Below are 2,932 nucleotides of genomic sequence, written 5' to 3'. Positions count from 1 at the left end.
GGCGCCCGCACGTGCGGGCGCCGCCCGGGCTTAAGGATCAGGTCAAGTGGGCAAACTTGACGGATTCGTCTTTTGGAGTCCGCTGACGTAGACTGACTCGTCGGCTCTCGTGCATCCGTGTGTCCGCATGCGGCGGTGTGAAGTCGATCAAGGTAGCCGATTCGAAAGGCGAAGCGTGGCCAAGAAGCAAGGTGCCATCGAAATTGAGGGCACCGTGATCGAGTCCCTCCCGAACGCCATGTTCAAGGTGGAACTCCAGAACGGTCACAAGGTCCTCGCGCACATCAGCGGCAAGATGCGGATGCACTACATCCGTATCCTCCCCGATGACCGGGTCGTGGTGGAGCTCTCTCCGTACGACCTGACGCGTGGCCGGATCGTCTACCGGTACAAGTAGATCTTGCCGCCATCGTCGCTACGGCGCGGTGAGGGCACTGACCCGGAGAACCTGACATCCCATGAAGGTCAAGCCGAGCGTCAAGAAGATCTGCGACAAGTGCAAGGTGATCCGCCGTCACGGCCGGGTCATGGTCATCTGCGACAACCTGCGCCACAAGCAGCGCCAGGGCTGACGCACGACCACCTGCATCTCGCAGCTCTTCGCGCGACGCACGTAAACGTACATACGCAGTGCCCGTCCACGCTTCGGCTGACGACACCTCCGGCGGGGGCCGGGGACCCGGGCGTGCCACCTCCTCCCATGCGGGTGGGGTCGGCGTTCGGGAGTGGCACTGTGGAAGACCCCCGACATGACAACTGGAGCCATTGAATGGCACGCGTTTCAGGTGTTGACATCCCGCGCGAAAAGCGCGTGGAGGTTGCCCTCACCTACGTCTTCGGTATCGGGCGCACCCGGTCCAAGGAGATCCTCGCCACCACCGGCGTGAACCCCGACACCCGCGTTCGTGACCTGGCCGAAGAGGACCTGGTCAAGATCCGCGAGTACGTGGACGCCAATCTGCGCACCGAGGGTGACCTTCGCCGCGAGATCCAGGGCGACATCCGCCGCAAGATCGAGATCGGCTCGTACCAGGGCATCCGGCACCGTCGCGGTCTGCCGGTCCACGGTCAGCGCACCAGCACGAACGCGCGTACCCGCAAGGGCCCGCGTCGCGCCATCGCCGGTAAGAAGAAGCCGGGCAAGAAGTAGTCCTCAGCGGACGCACTGCGGACCTCCGGACCTCCGGGACCCGCAGCAACCAGCGGTCTTCGCTGTAGGACCGATCACCTCCCCTCTCCATCTGGAGTCAAGACATGCCCCCCAAGGGTCGTCAGGGCGCAGCCAAGAAGGTGCGTCGCAAGGAAAAGAAGAACGTCGCTCACGGGCACGCCCACATCAAGAGCACGTTCAACAACACCATCGTCTCGATCACGGACCCCTCGGGCAACGTGATCTCCTGGGCCTCCGCCGGCCACGTCGGCTTCAAGGGCTCGCGCAAGTCCACCCCCTTCGCCGCGCAGATGGCCGCCGAGTCGGCCGCCCGCCGCGCGCAGGAGCACGGCATGCGCAAGGTCGACGTCTTCGTCAAGGGTCCCGGCTCCGGCCGTGAGACCGCGATCCGCTCCCTCCAGGCCACGGGCCTCGAGGTCGGTTCGATCCAGGACGTCACCCCGACGCCGCACAACGGCTGCCGTCCGCCGAAGCGTCGCCGCGTCTGATCCGTCACGGCCGGTGACGGCCGTGCGGCAGTAGCGCCGGATCCGGGCGGTATGTCCCTTCGGGGGCATGCCGCCCGTATCCTTGTCTCATCTGTCGGGCATCAAATAGCGGGTGCCCACGACTGAAGGATCACAGCATGCTTATCGCTCAGCGTCCGTCGCTGACCGAAGAGGTCGTCGACGAGTTCCGCTCCCGGTTCGTGATCGAGCCGCTGGAGCCGGGCTTCGGTTACACCCTCGGCAACTCCCTGCGCCGTACCCTCCTCTCCTCGATCCCCGGTGCCGCGGTCACCAGCATCCGGATCGACGGAGTCCTGCACGAGTTCACCACCGTGCCGGGCGTCAAGGAGGACGTGACCGACCTCATCCTCAACATCAAGCAGCTGGTCGTCTCCTCGGAGCACGACGAGCCGGTCGTGATGTACCTGCGCAAGCAGGGTCCCGGCCTGGTGACCGCTGCTGACATCGCCCCGCCGGCCGGTGTCGAGGTCCACAACCCGGACCTGGTGCTCGCCACGCTGAACGGCAAGGGCAAGCTGGAGATGGAGCTGACCGTCGAGCGCGGTCGCGGCTACGTCTCCGCCGTCCAGAACAAGCAGGTCGGCCAGGAGATCGGCCGCATCCCGGTCGACTCCATCTACTCGCCGGTGCTCAAGGTCACGTACAAGGTCGAGGCGACCCGCGTCGAGCAGCGCACCGACTTCGACAAGCTGATCGTCGACGTCGAGACCAAGCAGGCCATGCGTCCCCGTGACGCCATGGCGTCGGCCGGTAAGACCCTGGTCGAGCTGTTCGGTCTGGCGCGCGAGCTCAACATCGACGCCGAGGGCATCGACATGGGCCCGTCCCCGACGGACGCCGCGCTCGCCGCCGATCTGGCGCTGCCGATCGAGGAGCTCGAGCTCACGGTCCGTTCGTACAACTGCCTCAAGCGCGAGGGCATCCACTCCGTGGGTGAGCTCGTCGCCCGCTCCGAGGCGGACCTGCTCGACATCCGCAACTTCGGTGCGAAGTCGATCGACGAGGTCAAGGCGAAGCTGGCCGGCATGGGCCTGGCGCTCAAGGACAGCCCGCCCGGATTCGACCCGACGGCCGCCGCCGACGCCTTCGGCGCCGACGACGACGCGGACGCCGGCTTCGTGGAGACCGAGCAGTACTGAGCCGTCCGCCCGGCCGGGGGGGGCCGGGGGTGGGGGGGCCCCCCGCCGGGCGGGGCGCCCCCCGGTCGCGCGGCGGCCCCCCCGCCGGGGCCGCCACCCCGTCGCAGAAAGGC

5 protein-coding genes are annotated in these 2,932 nt (G+C 67.1%); all 5 read left to right on the top strand.

The genetic code is table 11. From position 1 onward, the window contains the following. The first annotated feature begins 175 nt into the window (after window positions 1–175). Window positions 176–397 (top strand): translation initiation factor IF-1, encoded by a 222-nt coding sequence (infA, locus tag ABZ371_RS23235; RefSeq protein ID WP_003956442.1) that lies wholly within the window; start codon window positions 176–178, stop codon window positions 395–397. Window positions 398–458: 61 nt separating this feature from the next. Beyond that, window positions 459–572 carry a 50S ribosomal protein L36 gene (gene rpmJ / locus ABZ371_RS23230; protein ID WP_003956441.1) on the top strand — a complete coding sequence of 38 codons (114 nt, stop codon included), beginning with the start codon at window positions 459–461 and terminating at the stop codon, window positions 570–572. A 197-nt stretch (window positions 573–769) separates the two neighbouring features. Further along, window positions 770–1,150, top strand: coding sequence for a 30S ribosomal protein S13 (gene rpsM, locus ABZ371_RS23225; protein ID WP_358682832.1), 381 nt, complete (start codon window positions 770–772; stop codon window positions 1,148–1,150). Between the two features lie 104 nt (window positions 1,151–1,254). Continuing rightward, entirely contained in the window at window positions 1,255–1,659 is a 405-nt protein-coding gene (gene rpsK, locus ABZ371_RS23220; protein WP_003956432.1) for a 30S ribosomal protein S11, read from the top strand. A 137-nt stretch (window positions 1,660–1,796) separates the two neighbouring features. Continuing rightward, window positions 1,797–2,819, top strand: coding sequence for a DNA-directed RNA polymerase subunit alpha (locus tag ABZ371_RS23215; RefSeq protein ID WP_003966937.1), 1,023 nt, complete (start codon window positions 1,797–1,799; stop codon window positions 2,817–2,819). Window positions 2,820–2,932: the final 113 nt, after the last annotated feature.

Source organism: Streptomyces sp. NPDC005899, assembly GCF_040629645.1.
Lineage (GTDB): Bacteria > Actinomycetota > Actinomycetes > Streptomycetales > Streptomycetaceae > Streptomyces.
Note: the sequence above shows the minus strand (reverse complement) of the source record. Positions and strands in the feature narration are given on the sequence as shown.